The organism is Hydrogenophaga sp. T2, assembly GCF_049843535.1.
GTDB classification, from domain to species: domain Bacteria; phylum Pseudomonadota; class Gammaproteobacteria; order Burkholderiales; family Burkholderiaceae_C; genus Hydrogenophaga; species Hydrogenophaga crocea.
Map to the genome: position 1 here is coordinate 42,666 of NZ_JBBHZJ010000007.1, position 14,359 is coordinate 57,024.

The window sequence follows — 14,359 nt, forward strand, 5'->3', positions numbered from 1 at the left end:
CGCGCCGGTTCAGGCCAGCGTGTGCAGCGGGATGTCGCGCTCGGCGCCGAGCCGGTCGAGCTGGCGCCGCGTGCGACCGGCGAAGAAGGCCGCGATGGCCTGGTGCGTGGCGGGAGCGAACAGCGTGGCCATGCCGCCCACGGGCACGCCGGCGGCCTCGCAGAGCGCGGCGGCGAAGTGCGGTTCGAGCGCGGCCACGGCCACGCGGCCGTCCTTGCAGGGGTAGACGCGGTAGCCCGCGTGCGCGCCGCCCACGGCCCCCTTGGGCTGCGTCAGGCCCCATTGGCGGGGCAGGGCAAGCCAGGCGGCGGCGTCCGACAGCGCCACCTCGTGGAAGCTGCCACGGCCGCTGGAGCGGGCCAGCAGCACGGCCTGCAGCGCGGCGTTGGTGGCCAGCAGCGCACCGCCCATGTCCGCGAACAGCGTGGCCGGCAGGTCCAGCCCCGTGACCAGGCCGGCGTCGGCCAGGTAGGTGAGGTCGTGCCCGGGTTCCTCGGCGCGCTCACCGGGCGCGCCCACGATGGCCACCATGGACAGCGTGGGATAGGCCTTGTGCAGCGCCTTCCACGACAGCCCGAGCTTGGTCAGCGCCGAGGGGCGGAACGAGGTGAGCAGCACGTCGGTGCGCGCGAGCGCGCGCCGCAGCGCGGCCTGGCCGGCCTCGGTCTTGAGGTCGACCGTGATGCATTTGACACCCTCGTGCAACTGCGCATAGGCGGCCGGGTTGTACTGGCCCATGGGGTCGCCGCTGCCGCCATCGCGGCCAGGCGGTTCGGCCTTGGTGCAGGTGGCGCCCAGTGCGCGCAGGCGCATCAGGGCGGCCGGTCCGGGGAGGTTCAGCGCGAGGCTGAGCACGCGCACGCCGCGCAGGGGCTTGAGGGCTCGGGTCATGGACGCGGAGTTTCGCCGAAATTCAGCGGCAGCCCCACGTAGTTCTCGGCCAGCGTGCGCGACATGGCCTCGGAGTTCACCAGGTAATCGAGCTCGGCCTCCTGCACCTTCTGACCGAAGCCGCCGGTGTCGGGGAAGCGGTGCATGAGCGAGGTCAGCCACCAGCTGAAGCGCTCAGCGCGCCACACGCGCGCCAGGGCGCGCTGCGAGTAGTGATCGATGCCCGCGTTGCTTTTCTCGCGGTAGTGCTCGATGAAGGCCGACGACAGGTACTTCACGTCGCTGGCGGCCAGGTTCAGGCCCTTGGCGCCCGTGGGCGGCACGATGTGCGCCGCGTCGCCCGCGAGGAACAGGCGGCCGAAGCGCATGGGCTCGGCCACGAAGCTGCGCAGCGGCGCAATGCTCTTTTCGATGCTGGGGCCGGTGACGATGGCCTCGGCCATGGCCGGGTCGAGGCGGCGGCGCAGCTCGTCCCAGAAGCGGTCGTCGCTCCAGGCCTCGACCTTGTCGTCGATCGGGCACTGCACGTAGTAGCGGCTGCGCGTGAGGCTGCGCATCGAGCACAGGCCGAAGCCGCGCTCGCTGTTGGCATACACCACCGCGTGCGGCGACACCGGCGGCACGTCGGCGAGCACACCGAGCCAGCCGAAGGGGTAGACCTTCTCGTACTCGGTGATCGAGCCTTCGGGCACGCTCGCACGGCACACACCGTGGAAGCCGTCGCAGCCGGCGATGAAGTCGCACTGCAACTCGTGGCTCTGGCCGTCCTTCTCGTAGCGCACGCTCGGGCTCGTGCCGTCGAAGCCGTGGATGCTCACGTTGCCCGCGCTGTACAAGGTGGTGAGGCCGGCGGCGCTGCGCGCTTCCATGAGATCGCGCGTCACCTCGGTCTGGCCGTAGGCGGTCACCACCTTGCCGCCCGTGAGGCCGGTCACGTCGATGGGGTGGCGGGTGTTCTTGAACACCAGCTCGATGCTGTGGTGCACCGTGCCGCCTTGGTCCACGCCGGCGCCCACGCCCGCTTCGTGCAGCAGGTCCACGGTGATCTGCTCGAGGATGCCGGCGCGGATGCGGCCGAGCACGTAGTCGCCGCTCTGGCGCTCGATGATCACGTTGTCGATGCCGGCCTTGTGCAGCAGTTGGCCGAGCAGCAGGCCCGAGGGGCCGGCGCCGATGATGGCGACCTGGGTTCGCATGGGACTTGTCTCCGGGTGTCAGAACAAACCCCGAGGCTAGAGCGCCGGTCGCCGCGCCTCAACGGCCACGCGCATCGTGTGCGCGGACAGCGCGCAGCTTGTGCGATCATCGCGCAAACTTTCGGAGGTCCCGGTGACCGAACCCGCCATTGCACGCGCCGACTACATCGAAGGCCTGGCCAAAGGGCTCTCGGTGCTCGAGAGCTTCGACACCGAGCGCCAGCGGCTGAACGCCACGCAGGCCGCCGAGCGCGCCGGCCTCACGCGCGCGGCCGCGCGCCGGCACCTGCTCACGCTCGCGCACCTGGGCTACCTCGACACCGACGGCAGCCACTACTGGCTCGCGCCCAAGGTGCTGCGGTTTTCGGGCAGCTACCTCGCGTCGGCGCGGCTGCCGCGCCTGGTGCAGCCCACGCTGAACCGGCTGGCCCTGCTTTCGCGCGAGTCGTTCTCGGTGGCGGTGCTCGACGGCGACGAGGTGGTGATCGTGGCACGCAGCGCCTCGCCGCAGGCGCAGCGCCTGCTGCCCTACGGCCTGCACCTGGGCACGCGCTTGCCGGCGCACGCCACGTCCACCGGCCGCGTGCTGCTCGGGGCCATGCGACCCCAGGCCTTCAACGCCTGGGTGCGCGGCCGCGAACTGCAGCGGCTCACGCCCGGCACCATCGTCGACCCCAAGGCGCTGCGCGCGCGCATCGAGCAGGCGCGCAGCGACGATTTCGCCATCGCCCGCGAAGAGCACGAGCTGGGCGTGCTGGCCCTGGCGGTCCCGCTCAGGAACATGAAGGGCAGCACGCTGGCTGCCCTCAATGTGGTGGTTTCGCCCGATCGCATGGGCGAGGACGCGCTGTTGCGCGACCTGTTGCCGCTGTTGCAGGAGGCCGCGCGCGAGCTGCGGCCGATGCTGTGACGGCGCTCAGCGCGGCACGATGGCGTACTGGGGCTCGGTGAGGAAGCCGGCCGAGCCGGTGTCGATGAGGGGCGTGAAGCCCACCCAGCGGGTGTAGGCGGCTGCGGCGTTGGCCACTCCGGCGTTGGCGGCCGAGCCCAGCATGGCGCGGGCCACGGCGGCGTAGCCGGCGGCCCAGTCGGGGTAGCCTTCCACGGCCACACCGGCGCAGGAGCTGGGCGGCGCACCGTAGTTGAGCGTGTAGTAGTCGCGCCAGGTGGTCACGTAGGCACCCGAGGCGTTCTTCACGTTGAGCCAGTAGCCCGGCGCCTTGGCCGTGCAGAAGCCCTGCGACTCGGCCATGAAGCGATCGACCTGCATGCGCGCGATGTTGGTCAGCGCCGTGGTGGCCGGCGTCTCGCCGTTCTCGCTGAGCCAGCTCAGCACGATGGTCATGAAGTCGCTCTCGTACGACGGCGACTGGTCGTTGTTGTACTGCGAGACCACGGCACCCATGGGCGAGATCCAGGGCGCGGTGAACTTGCCGTAGGTCTCGGCGAACCAGGTGAGGTTGTTGTTGAAGATGGTGCGGTAGTACGCCTTCTTCGGGTGCGCATCGGGGATGGCGAAGGCGACCTCGGCCATCGAGCGCAGGCCCCAGGACTGCCCGCGCACCTGCTCGGCCTTGATGATGCCCTTGCCGCCGTCGCGGTAGTACGGGTCGGCCGCGGCGATGTTCCAGCCGGCCCAGAACATGGCCTCCTCGAGGTAGAACGCGTCGCCCGTGACCAGGTACGGGATGTAGGAGAACGAGCCCTGGTGCGCGCCATCGGGTTCCCAGATGGTCGAGCCGATGCCCGCCGGAACCGCCGGGCTGGAGGTACCGTACTTCAGGCTGAGGTTGGCGTTGGCGCCGTCGATGCTCACCGGGTGGCCGGTGTTCTCGTCGCGGTAGTGGATGGGCACGCCCGCGGCGGCGTCGGCGTTGGCCAGCATGGAGGCGCGGGCGCGGTCGTCCTGGGTGATCAGGTACAGCGCGGTCCAGCGCGGCACGGGCGCGATCTCCGGGCGCCCGCCGGTGCCGGGGAAGTTGGTGTCCAGCAGCGCCGGCTGCATCGGGCCGGTCTGGGCCGCGGCCAGGTACTTGGCTTCGTTGGCCAGCGTGGTCTCGGGGATCTTGAGCCCGAGGTTGTAGTTCCACGTCGCCCGCGAGGCCAGGAAGTAGGGCATGTGGTGGCGCACCCGGGCATTGGGGTTGACGCCGCCGCTCCAGACCACCTTGTGCCAGCGCGCATGGTGGTAGTGGGTGAAGCTGGGCTGGCTCAGCAGCGTGCTGCCGTTGGCCGTGACGTTGAGCGAGTAGGTGATGTTGGAGGGGCTGGCCGTGAAGGTGCGGGTGTTCTCCATCACCACGTCGGTGCGAAAGCGCGTGCCGTTGTCGTAGAGGCGGGTGTGCAGCCGCGCCACCAGGTGCGGGTGGGCGGTGCCGTTGGCGCGCATCATGGGCGCGACCACGGTGAACTCGCTGGCCACGGGGCCGTGGAGGCGGCGGTTGCTGCCCGAGGCGATCTGCTGCACGAGCTGAGCCTGGGGGTCGGCGGTGAGCACGCTGCCGTCGGACAGCGTGGCGGTGACCTTGAGGTTCCAGTTGGGCGCAGCGGGCAGCGTCACGCTGGGCGTGGTCTTGGCGGCCGTGTAGAAGTTGACGATGCGCGGGGTGTTGGCCGCCAGGTTGTTGAGCTGCGCGCTGAGCACGGCAAAGCGCACTGAGCCGTCGCTGTGGGTGGAAATCTCGTCGGCCTGCAGCGGCACGGTGTTGCCCGCGGCGTCGCGCGCCACCAGGCCCTGGGTGTTGCTGGACCAATCACCGCGCTTGAAAGGCTGACCGAAGGTCACGGGCACGCTGGTCTGCGCGCTGGCGGCCGACACCTCGATGCAGGTGATCGCGCCGCTGGCGCAAGCCAGGCCGGCGGCGCCGGCGGCCGGCGCAGGGGCCGGCGAAGGCGCGGGGGCTGGGGCAGGCGCGGGGGCAGGTGCGGGGGCCGGGGAGGGAGCGGGCGAACCGGAGGGCGCCGGCGAAGGCGCGGGGGCTGGCGCCGGGGCGGGCGAGGGCACGCCGGAGGAGGGCGCGGGCGCGGGGGTCGACCGGCTGATCTCGGTGGGGGTGCCGCCACCGCCGCCGCAGGCAGACAAAGCCAGGGTAGCGAGCAGCGAACACAGCATCCGCGAGCGATTGATCGAAGGCGAAGCGCCGGCGTTGGGGTTCATCGATGATGAAGAAAGAGCAGGTACGGCACAACCACGGCCAGCGCATGAAGGTCTGCGCGGATGTCGGGGAAGCGGGGGAGCGGGCGGCGCGGGATCGCGCATTCGCGAGGTCAACACGCCGCCAGCGGCGCGATGGTTCCACGGCTTTGTGTCATCACCGATTCAGGATGTAGGTTGCCGGCCCGCCAGCAGGGGGTGGCCAAAGGGGGTGTTTCCCTCGGAAGGGGGATGCGTGAGGTCAAAATCACACATGTTCGGACTGTTTCCTTTGGATACATTTAACCCGATGGTCGCACATCTGCGTGGCGGTGGCGCCTGGCGCATCGCGGCCCTGTTGGGCGCCTTGGGCGCGGCGGGGCTGGGCCTCTGGTGGGCCGGCCAGCACCCCCTGGGCCCGGGCTGGGCGGTGGTGGCCTTCATCTCGATCGCCGCACTGGCCGCTGCCCGGCCAACCGGCTCGGTGGTGGTGTTCGCCAGCCTGCTGCCGGTGGTGGACCTGGGCCTGCAAACGGGCCCCTGGGCCGCCGAGGAGACCGACCTGCTCGTGCTCGCGACGGCCACGGGCGTCCTGGCGCGGCTGGCCGTTCGCACCGCCGACACCGGGCCGCCCAGGTTGACGCGGCGCCTGGCGCTGTTCTGGCTGTGCGGCGCGCTCGTGTTGCTCGGCGGTGCGGCCCCGGTCTGGGGGGCCCCGCCGCCCGCCGAGCCGGGCCTGCTGTGGCCTGCGAGCAAGGCGTTCGTGTGGGCCTCGCTGCTGTTGCCCTTGTGGCTCGCGACGCACGCCGGCGATGCGGAGCGCCTGGCCTGGCGCTGGACGCTTGGCCAAGCCCTGGGGCTGGCCCTGGTGGGCGGCGCGGTGCTGCTGGAGCTCGTGGCTTTCAGCGGCTGGCCGCTGGCACTGCCTGGCTACCGCGCCGTCGGCTGGTTCTGGGAGATGCGCCTGGGCGGCGGAGCGATCGACGTTTACCTGGCTTGCACGCTGCCCCTGGCAGCCTGGGCGCTGCTGCGCGAGCGCCCAGGCCGGCGTTGGTGGGTGCTGGCCGGGCTGCACCTGCTGGCCTTGCAGGTGCTGGTGGCCACGCAATCGCGGGCGCTTGTGGTCGCGGCGGCGGTGGCGATCGTGCTGCTGCTCGCCTGCGCGGGGCGCTGGCCCACGCCGGGCTGGTCGCGCCGGCAGCGCTGGCACTGGGTGCTGTTCGCGGGCCTGCTCAGCGCGCAGCTCGGCTGGGGGCTCTACATGGGCTCCGATCTGCAGCATCGCCTGGCCACGTCCGCAGGCGACCTCGGCTCGCGCCTGCAGCACTGGGGCCGCGCGCTGGACACCCTCGAGGGCCGCCCGATCGGCTGGGGGCTGGGTGCGGGACAACTGCCCGCGCGTTACGGGGCCGTGCCGGGCGAGGGCGAATTCCCCGGGCGGCTCGAATGGCGGCGCGAGGGGCAGGGCGGCGTGCGGCCCTGGCTCAGCGGCCCGCTGAGCGACCCCCGCATCGGCCACCTGTTCGGCCTGTCGCAGCGCCTCTATGGGCTGCAACCCGGCGGCCACAGCGTGCGCTGGGCCATCGCGGCGTCGCAGCCGGCCACGCTGCTGCTGAGCGTTTGCGAGCGGCACCTGCTCTACGACCGGCGCTGCCAGTGGCGGCGTGTGCAGGTGCCGGCGAGCGAAGCCGGCGTCTCGCCCGCGCCGCTGGTGGAGACGGTGTTGCGCGGCAGTGCCTTCGAGCGCGACGGCTGGCTCGCGTCCGTTCGGCCCGCCGTGCTGGGCGTGTCGGTGCTGACCCCCGGCACCACGGTGCGCGTGGACCGGCTGGAGCTGTGGGACACGAGCGGCCGGCAGCGCCTGGGCAACACCGATTTCAGTGCCGGCGCGGCGCGCTGGGTGGGCGCCGCCCAGGGGCGATTCGAACCCTGGCATGTCGACAACCTCTACCTGGAGTTCCTGCTGGAACGCGGCGCGCCGGGCCTGGCGGGCCTGCTCGTGCTGCTCGGCGCTGCCCTGCTGGCAGGCTGGCGGGCCAGCCGCGCCGACCCCTGGTCGGCCGCGCCCGGCATGCTGGCGGCCGCGCTGGCTATGGGCCTGCTCGGGCTTTTGATCAGCAGCGCTGAAATGCCGCGCCTGATGCTGCTGGTCTGGCTCGGTCTGGGCATGTGCCTGCAGTTGAAGCCAAAAACATCACACAAAGTCAGGATGTAAACGATTGTTCTGACTTGTAGCGACCGTTATCCTCGACCGGGTTACATCAGCCGCCGTGATGCGGGCATCACCGATGCCCTCGGCAAGACCGCGTGATCAAGATCTTCAACCACTACTTCGACCGGCGCACGGTGTTCCAGCTGCTGCTGGACGTGTCGCTCGTGGCGGGCGTGTTCCTCGGGGCCCTCATCGCCCTGTCCGAACCGGCCGACCTGAACCCGACGCAGATCAGCCAGGGCCTGGTGCGCGGCCTGATCATGGGCGTGGGCTTCCTCGCGATCAACTCGGCCCTGGGCTTCTACGACCGCCACAGCAGCCTGAGCACGCGCCAGGCGATCGCGCGCTCGCTGGTGTCGTTCTGCCTGACCACCCTGTTCGTGGTGGGCGTGCTGCTGCTCATGCCGCTGCAGGCCTTCTACGGCCGCACCTGGTCGGTGGTGCTGATCATGATGGTCACGGCCGGGCTGCTGATCTACCAGGTGGTGGCCGGCGAGTTCCTGCCCAAGTCGGTCGCCAAGCGGCGCGTGCTGGTGTTCGGCACGGGCGAACGCGCCCACGCCGTGGGCAAGTGCCTCAGCCGCCGCGGCGCCAATGCCGAGCTCTGCGGTTACCTGGCCGGCCCCAACGAGCGCGAGCAGGTGGTGCCGAACGAAGCGATCCTGCCACCCGCGCCACGGCTGGCCGACGTGGTGGCCGCCAAGCGCGTGGACGAAATCGTGGTGGCGCTGTCGGAGCGGCGCGGCGGCAGCATGCCCATGCGCGAGCTGCTCGACTGCAAGCTCAGCGGCGTTCGCGTGACCGACATCGCCACCTTCTACGAGCAGAACGTCGGCCAGATCCGCCTGGACGCGGTGTCGGCGGGCTGGCTCATCTTCGGCGAGGGCTTCAACCAGGGCGTGATCCGTTCCTCCATCAAGCGCCTGTTCGACCTGCTGGGCGCACTGGTATTGCTGCTGGTGTCGCTGCCGGTGATGCTGGTCACCGCCGTCATCATCAAGCTCGAAAGCCCGGGTCCGATCTTCTACCGCCAGGAGCGCGTGGGCCTGAACGGCAAGCCTTTTGACGTGGTGAAGTTCCGCAGCATGCGCACCGATGCCGAGAAAGACGGCGTGCCGCGCTGGGCCACGGCGGGCGACAGCCGCGTCACCCGCGTCGGCAAGGTCATTCGCAAGCTGCGCATCGACGAGCTGCCCCAGATCTGGTCGGTGCTGCGCGGCGACATGAGCCTGGTGGGCCCGCGCCCCGAGCGCGCCTTCTTCGTCGAGAAGCTGGTCCAGGAAATTCCCTTTTACGCGGTGCGGCACAGCGTCAAGCCCGGTGTCACGGGCTGGGCGCAGGTGCGCTTCCAGTACGGCGCGACGGTCGAAGACACGGCCGAGAAGCTCCAGTACGACCTGTACTACGTGAAGAACCACTCGTTGTTCCTTGATCTGGTGGTGCTTTTCGAGACGGTCGGCGTGGTGCTGACCGGCAAAGGTGCGCAATAAGGCCGCCGCCGGGCCCCAACCGATTACTTTTTGCTACAGAACGACGTAGAATCCGCCCAAACCACGGGGGTATCCATGATGCTCCCCAGGGTGTCAGCCAAGAGAGGCCCAGCATGACCCAACCGACCCAAGACCCGACCCCCCAGCGCCCCGCGCCCCGTGGAGGCCTGTCGCGCCGACAGATCGTGCGGGCCGGCCTGAGTGCGGCGCCCGTGGTCGCTGCCGTCAAGAGCAACACCGTGCTGGCCGGCGACCATTCGTGCGTCAAGCCGTCCACCTTCTCGTCGCTGCGTGCGGCCAACATGAAGGTGAGCGCGCAGCGCGAGATCAAGACCGACTACGAGTGCCGCTCGCACGGCTACTGGAAGAACAACAACGCCGGTCTCGAGCGCAACTTCAAGACCGCGACGCAATTCATCTCGACCACGACTGGCTTCGTCGCCAACCCGGGCAGCGCTTATGCAGGCAAGTCGCTGCAGCAGGTGCTTGAGATGGGCGGCAACCAGTACAACGCGGCGCTGGCGCGCCACGTGGTCGCGGCGTACCTCACCGCGGTGGCCTACCGCAACGACCCGACCGTCGTGATGCTCACGACCAGCCAGTGCCAGGCGATCTGGAACAACCAGGGCGTGTGGTCGCCGTTCGCCGGCACCACCTGGACCCTGGCCCAGACCATGGCCTACTTCGACACGGTGTACGGTCCTTCCTTCCTGTGACCGCCGAGGCGTCCGAAGACCGCTGGATCTGCCGGCACCCTGACGCCCTTGTCCTGAAATCCTGGCCCGAAGGTTCGGTGGTGTACGACGCCGCCGACAGCAGCCTTCACGCGCTCACCGCGGTCGCGGCCGAACTGCTGGCCCTGATGCTCGACGGCGCTGAGCACACACCCGACGACCTCGCACGCCGCATGCTGCAGGACACCCCCGAGACCGACGAGGTGGACGGCGTGCGACAGCAGCTCTTGCACTTCGAACACCTGGGCCTGCTGGAGCGGGTGGTGGCATGAGCGCGGCGCTGCGCGTGGGCGATCTGAGCCGCGCCGAGCTCGGCGAACGCCTGGCCGGCCCCGGCCTGGTGCTGGCCATTCCACCGTTCAACGTCCACCTGCGCAGCCCCATACCGGTGGTGGCCGATGGCGTGCACCGGCTGTACGCGGCCCATGCCGTGCTCGATGCGACCGAGGCGTTCTGCGATTTCCACATCGGTCTGGTGCCGCGCCGCGGCTGGAGCGGCGCCCTGTGCGAGCTCGACGTGGACGGCATGCGCCCGTTCACGCCGCTCGCGCGCGGCGAGGCCTTTGCGCTGTTCGAGTGGGGGCTGAACTGGTGCGTCACCAGCCATTGCCACGGCTGGATCACCATTCACGCGGCCGTGCTCGAGCGCGACGGCCTCGCCGTGCTGCTGCCGGGCCCGCCCGGCTCGGGCAAGAGCACGCTCTGCGCGTGGCTCATGCACCAGGGCTGGCGGCTGCTGTCCGACGAACTCGCGCTGATCGATCCCGCGCACGGCGGGCTCACCGCATCGCCGCGGCCCATCAGCCTCAAGAACCGCTCCATCGAGGTGATCTCGCAGCGCATTCCCGGTGCGGTGATCGGCCCGGTGGCGCACGACACGGCCAAGGGCATGGTGGCCCACCTGCAGGCCTCGCCCGACAGCCTGGCACGCGCCCATGAGCGTGCCACCCCGCGCTGGATCGTGCTGCCGCGCTTCAGCGCCGGCGCCTCCCTCACGACCGAAGCGCTGGACCGTCCGACGGCACTGGTGGAATTCACCTCGAACAGCTTCAACTACCACGTGCACGGGCCGCAGGGCTTCGAGCGGCTGGCCGCCACCGTGGAGGCCTGCGACACGCTGCGTCTGAGCTATGGCGATCTCGACGAGGCCGCCGCCTGGTTCGACGCACTCGTGCAGGCGCAGCGCCGTACCGCGGTGGACGAAGGGGCCGGCGCTTGATGCACCCGGCCCTGCGACCCGTTGTGCAGCTGCTGCGCGAGCCCTCGAGCGCGCGCGGCCTGAGCCTGGCGCAGTGGGATCTGGTGGTGCGCGTCGGCCGCCGCGCCGACCTGCTGGCGCGCATGGCCGAGCGCCTGGCGGGCGCCGGCCTGGACACCGAGCTTCCCGCCCCGGTGTGGCGCCACTTCGACGCCGCCCGGCGGCTGTCGCTGCGCCAGCACGACGAGCTGCGGCACGAGGTGCGCCGGCTGCAGCCGCTGTTCGGCCGCATCGGCCTGCCGCTGGTGCTGCTCAAGGGCTCGGCCTACGTGCTGGGCGGTATGCAGGCCGGGCAAGGCCGCATGGTGTCGGACATCGACATCCTGGTGCCGCGCGCGCGCCTGGGCGAGGCCGAATCGGTGCTCATGATCCATGGCTGGGTCAGCACCAAGCCCGACGCCTACGACCAGCACTACTACCGCACCTGGATGCACGAGCTGCCCCCCATGCGCCACCTGCGGCGCGGCACCGTGCTCGATGTGCACCATGCGCTGGTGCCGCTGTCGGGCGCGCTGCCGCCGCAGATGGACGCCATCCTGGCCGCCGCGCGCCCGCTGCCCGGCTGGCCCGGGGTCTGCGCGCTCGGGCCCGCCGACCTGGTGCTGCACAGCGCCGCCCACCTCTACACCGAAGGCGAGCTCGAGATGGGGCTGCGCGGCCTGGTCGATCTGCAGCTGCTGCTCGACGAACTGGGTCGCGACAGCGCCTTCTGGCCCGCGCTGCTGGCGCGCGCCGACGCCTTGGGCTGGCAGGCCCCGCTTGCCCAGGCCCTGCGCCAGTTGGACCAGGTGCTTGAATGGCCCACGCCCGCGGCCGCGGCCGGCTGGCTGGCCTCGCAGGGCCGCGCGCGCTGGCGCCAGCCGCTGGTGGACGCCCTGTACCGGCGCGCCCTGCAACCCGACCACCCGCTGTTCGCCAGTGCCCTGACAACCGTGTCGCGCAGCGCGCTGTACCTGCGCGGCCACTGGTTGCGCATGCCGCCGCTGCTGCTGGCGCGCCACCTGCTGCAAAAGGCCGTGATGGCCTGGCGCAGCCCCCCGAAAGCCGGTTGATCATGCGCCGACGCGAGTTGCTGGCCATGGGCGCCGCCGCCATCGCCGCGCCCCTGAGAGGGCGGGCCGCCGGCATGGCGGACACGGTGGCACGCGTCAAGCCTTCGGTCGTGCTCGTGGGCACCTACCGCGAAACCGACACGCCACGTTTCCAGCTGCGCGGCAGCGGCTTTCTGATCGGCCGCGGCCAGCAGGTGGTCACGTGTTCGCACGTGCTGCCGGGCGCCGACGCCGACCTGGTGGTCCAGGTGCTGCGGCCCGACGGCGGTTGGGCGCGCCACCCGGTGCACCTGGGCGCACTCGACGAGCGCAGCGACCTGGCCCTGCTCACGCTCGACAGCGCCATCGGCCCCGGCCTGCCGATCGGCGACTCCGGCAAGGTCCGCGAGGGCGATGACCTGGCGTTCATGGGCTTTCCGATCGGCAACCTGCTGGGTTACTCGCACGTGGTGCACCGCGCCATGGTGTCGAGCATCACCGCGGCGCTGCTGCCCAGCCCCGATGCCGAGCGCCTGCGCGAGAACGCCATCCGCGGCCTGCGCTCGGGCAATTTCTCGCTCTTCCAGCTCGACGCCGTGGCCTACCCCGGCAACAGCGGCGGGCCGCTGTTCCGACCCGAGACCGGCGAGGTGGTGGGCGTGATGAACATGGTGCTGCTCAAGGGCACGCGCGAGTCGGCGCTGAGCCAGCCCTCGGGCATCGCCTACGCGGTGCCGGCGGCGCGGCTGCGCGAACTCATGGAGCGCGCGCGGTGAGCCTGGAGCGCGTGGACACGGTGGTGATCGGCGCCGGCGTGGTCGGCCTGGCCGTGGCGCGCGCGCTCGCGCTGCAAGGGCGTGAGGTCTGGGTGCTCGAACGCGAGGCCGCCATCGGCACCGGTACCAGCTCGCGCAACAGCGAGGTGATCCACGCAGGCATCTACTACCCGGCCGGCTCGCTCAAGGCGCGCCTGTGCGTGCGCGGCAAGGCACTGCTCTACGACTATGCGGCCGAGCGCGGCATCGCGCACCGGCGCTGCGGCAAGCTCATCGTGGCGAACACGCCGTCGCAGCAGGGCGCGCTGGCCGGCATCGTGGCGCGCGCGGCCGGCAACGGCGTGAACGATCTGCGCCTGCTCACGGCCGACGAGGCCCGCGCGCTGGAGCCTGCGCTCGACTGCCGCGGCGCGGTGCTGTCGCCGTCCACCGGCATCGTCGACAGCCACGGCCTGATGCTCGCGCTGCAGGGCGACCTGGAACACGCGGGCGGTCTGGTGGCGCTGCACGCCAACGTGCACGCCGTGCTGCGCGACGGCACGGCCTGGCGCTTGCAGGCCGACGACGGCACCGAACTGCTCGCCGAACGCGTGGTGAACGCCGCGGGCCTGCAGGCCTGCGCGCTGGCGCAGGCCATCGAGGGCATGCCCGCGGGCCTGGTGCCGCGGCCGTTCTACGCCAAAGGCAGCTACTTCACGCTGAGCGGGCGTTCGCCCTTCACGCGCCTGATCTACCCCGCGCCCGAGCCCGACAAGCACCTGGCCGGCCTGGGCGTGCACCTCACGATCGACCTGGGCGGCCAGGCCAAGTTCGGGCCCGATGTGCAATGGGTCGACGACCCCGCCGACCTGCAGGTGGACCCGGCGCGCGGTGAAGCCTTTTACGCCGAGGTGCGGCGCTACTGGCCCGGTCTGCCCGACGGCGCGCTGCTGCCGGGTTATGCGGGCATGCGGCCCAAGATCAGCGGGCCGCACGAACCCGCGGCCGACTTCGTGGTGCAAGGCCCCGCCGAGCACGGGCTGCCCGGCCTGGTGAACCTGCTGGGCATCGAATCGCCCGGGCTCACGAGCTGCCTGGCGATCGGCGAGCTCGTGGCCGAGCGCCTCAGCGCTGGTGGTGCTTCATGGCGCGCTCCACCTCGCGCTTGCCCTCGCGCTCCTTGATGGTGTCGCGCTTGTCGTGCTCGGCCTTGCCCTTGGCCAGCGCGATCTCGCACTTCACGTGGCCGCCTTTCCAGTGCAGGTTCAGCGGCACCAGCGTGAAGCCCTTCTGCTCGACCTTGCCCACGAGCCGGTTGATCTGCTCCTTGTGCAGCAGCAGCTTTTTGGTGCGCACGCTGTCAGCGCTCACGTGGGTGCTGGTGGTGCGCAGCGGGTTGATCTGGCAGCCGATGAGGAACAGTTCGCCTTCGCGGATGACCACGTAGCCGTCGGTGAGCTGCACCTTGCCCTCGCGCAGGGCCTTCACTTCCCAGCCCTGCAGCACCATGCCCGCCTCGTAGCGTTCCTCGATGGCGTAGTTGAACAGCGCCTTCTTGTTGTCGGCGATGCGGCTGTCGCCCGTGCCGGGCTTGGATTTCTGGGAGGTGGCCATGGGCTTCTATCTGGGGCCTGAGGGCCTGTGCTGCAAGGCCACCTA

The 14,359-nt window shown here is 70.9% G+C and carries 13 protein-coding genes; 9 read left to right on the plus strand and 4 right to left on the minus strand.

All coding sequences use genetic code 11. The annotated features are described in order from the left end of the window. Window positions 1-9 precede the first annotated feature (9 nt). Together WDZ95_RS16560 and pobA are read right to left on the minus strand one after the other, a co-directional pair. Entirely contained in the window at window positions 10-891 is an 882-nt protein-coding gene (locus WDZ95_RS16560; protein WP_425780013.1) for a CoA transferase, read from the minus strand. Next, window positions 888-2,087, minus strand: a complete 1,200-nt coding sequence (gene pobA / locus WDZ95_RS16565; protein WP_425780015.1) for a 4-hydroxybenzoate 3-monooxygenase — start codon at window positions 2,085-2,087, stop codon at window positions 888-890. The genes WDZ95_RS16560 and pobA overlap by 4 nt, the downstream gene beginning before the upstream one ends. Window positions 2,088-2,220: 133 nt before the next feature. On the opposite strand from pobA, the gene WDZ95_RS16570 reads away from it, so the two are divergent. Then, complete coding sequence (locus tag WDZ95_RS16570; protein ID WP_287470348.1) at window positions 2,221-2,997, plus strand: IclR family transcriptional regulator domain-containing protein; 777 nt, start codon at window positions 2,221-2,223, stop codon at window positions 2,995-2,997. Window positions 2,998-3,003: 6 nt separating this feature from the next. Here WDZ95_RS16570 and WDZ95_RS16575 read toward each other — a convergent pair whose 3' ends face one another. After that, window positions 3,004-4,905 carry a hypothetical protein gene (locus WDZ95_RS16575; protein WP_425780017.1) on the minus strand — a complete coding sequence of 634 codons (1,902 nt, stop codon included), beginning with the start codon at window positions 4,903-4,905 and terminating at the stop codon, window positions 3,004-3,006. A 625-nt stretch (window positions 4,906-5,530) separates the two neighbouring features. Between WDZ95_RS16575 and WDZ95_RS16580 the strand changes: the two genes are divergently transcribed. The 8 genes from WDZ95_RS16580 to WDZ95_RS16615 all read left to right on the plus strand — a co-directional run bounded on the left by WDZ95_RS16580 (window position 5,531) and on the right by WDZ95_RS16615 (window position 13,884). Beyond that, window positions 5,531-7,435 (plus strand): hypothetical protein, encoded by a 1,905-nt coding sequence (locus tag WDZ95_RS16580; protein ID WP_425780019.1) that lies wholly within the window; start codon window positions 5,531-5,533, stop codon window positions 7,433-7,435. A gap of 92 nt (window positions 7,436-7,527) precedes the next feature. Continuing rightward, a complete protein-coding gene (locus WDZ95_RS16585; protein WP_425780021.1) occupies window positions 7,528-8,922 on the plus strand; it encodes a TIGR03013 family XrtA/PEP-CTERM system glycosyltransferase in 1,395 nt (464 codons plus the stop codon). Between the two features lie 113 nt (window positions 8,923-9,035). Continuing rightward, a complete protein-coding gene (locus WDZ95_RS16590) occupies window positions 9,036-9,638 on the plus strand; it encodes a hypothetical protein (protein WP_425780023.1) in 603 nt (200 codons plus the stop codon). An 80-nt stretch (window positions 9,639-9,718) separates the two neighbouring features. Continuing rightward, window positions 9,719-9,928 carry a hypothetical protein gene (locus tag WDZ95_RS16595; protein ID WP_425780025.1) on the plus strand — a complete coding sequence of 70 codons (210 nt, stop codon included), beginning with the start codon at window positions 9,719-9,721 and terminating at the stop codon, window positions 9,926-9,928. Further along, window positions 9,925-10,875 (plus strand): HprK-related kinase A, encoded by a 951-nt coding sequence (locus tag WDZ95_RS16600; RefSeq protein WP_425780027.1) that lies wholly within the window; start codon window positions 9,925-9,927, stop codon window positions 10,873-10,875. The genes WDZ95_RS16595 and WDZ95_RS16600 overlap by 4 nt, the downstream gene beginning before the upstream one ends. Next, window positions 10,875-11,966, plus strand: coding sequence for a nucleotidyltransferase domain-containing protein (locus WDZ95_RS16605; protein WP_240936636.1), 1,092 nt, complete (start codon window positions 10,875-10,877; stop codon window positions 11,964-11,966). The genes WDZ95_RS16600 and WDZ95_RS16605 overlap by 1 nt, the downstream gene beginning before the upstream one ends. Window positions 11,967-11,968: 2 nt before the next feature. Continuing rightward, a complete protein-coding gene (locus WDZ95_RS16610; RefSeq protein WP_166226501.1) occupies window positions 11,969-12,721 on the plus strand; it encodes a S1C family serine protease in 753 nt (250 codons plus the stop codon). Further along, a complete protein-coding gene (locus tag WDZ95_RS16615) occupies window positions 12,718-13,884 on the plus strand; it encodes an NAD(P)/FAD-dependent oxidoreductase (RefSeq protein ID WP_425780030.1) in 1,167 nt (388 codons plus the stop codon). Before WDZ95_RS16610 ends, WDZ95_RS16615 begins: the two co-directional genes overlap by 4 nt. Here the strand turns inward: WDZ95_RS16615 and smpB are convergent. Next, complete coding sequence (gene smpB / locus WDZ95_RS16620; protein WP_166226505.1) at window positions 13,826-14,314, minus strand: SsrA-binding protein SmpB; 489 nt, start codon at window positions 14,312-14,314, stop codon at window positions 13,826-13,828. The two genes, WDZ95_RS16615 and smpB, sit on opposite strands and share 59 nt — an antisense overlap. Window positions 14,315-14,359 lie beyond the last annotated feature (45 nt).